Origin of the sequence: Shewanella inventionis (assembly GCF_014641855.1) — a bacterium.
Lineage (GTDB): Bacteria > Pseudomonadota > Gammaproteobacteria > Enterobacterales > Shewanellaceae > Shewanella > Shewanella inventionis.
Window position 1 is genome coordinate 1 of record NZ_BMII01000123.1, and the last position, 722, is coordinate 722.

Below are 722 nucleotides of genomic sequence, written 5' to 3' on the forward strand. Positions count from 1 at the left end.
TGGTGTAGGTAATGACCGGTACATCGCCGTTCCAGTTGGCATTTGGCGTGAAGGTGTAATTACCGTTCGCCAATAACTGTAAGGTGCCGTTAGTGAGCGTCACAACGGTGCTGCCCGCGGTGTACACGGTGTTTGACCCTGCAATCGTGAAGGTCGATACCGACAAGGTTGAATCAATGTCAGTGTCGTTCGCCAATACGTTACCGGTAGCGACAGTGTCTTCTGCCACAGTTTTTGTGTCATTAACCGCGTTGGTGGGATCGTCGACGTTTGTTAACTTGACGTTTACTAACGCAGAATCTGAAGCGCCATTTGGATCAGAAACTAAAATTTCTAATGCGTAAGTTCCTAAATCCACATCATCTATGGTCTGGTTCAGGGTAATGACACCTGTAAGTGCATTAATTGTGAATACACCAAAGGTTTGTGTACCATTTGCAAAACTATAAGTTAATTGATCTCCATCGATATCGTCAGCAACAACCTGTCCTACAACAGTCCCTGCGGGACTACCTTCAGTAACATTGTTAAAGTCATAAACATCATTATTAGCTGGGCCATTAACTGTATCTGTACCTGAACGGAATTCAGGGCCATCGTTGGCGCCGACAATGGTAATCACCACATCGTGCGAGGCCGAGCCATCAAGCGATGTCACCGTGATAGTGCGAGTTAAGGTTTCGCCTTCTTTGAGTGACTGCACGTCGATGTGGCTGTTGTTT

At 46.4% G+C, this 722-nt stretch carries 1 protein-coding gene; it reads right to left on the bottom strand.

The genetic code is table 11. The features are described 5' to 3' along the window. A partial coding sequence (locus IEW93_RS21880; RefSeq protein ID WP_188741289.1) for a cadherin-like domain-containing protein occupies positions 1–722 on the bottom strand: 722 nt, incomplete at both ends.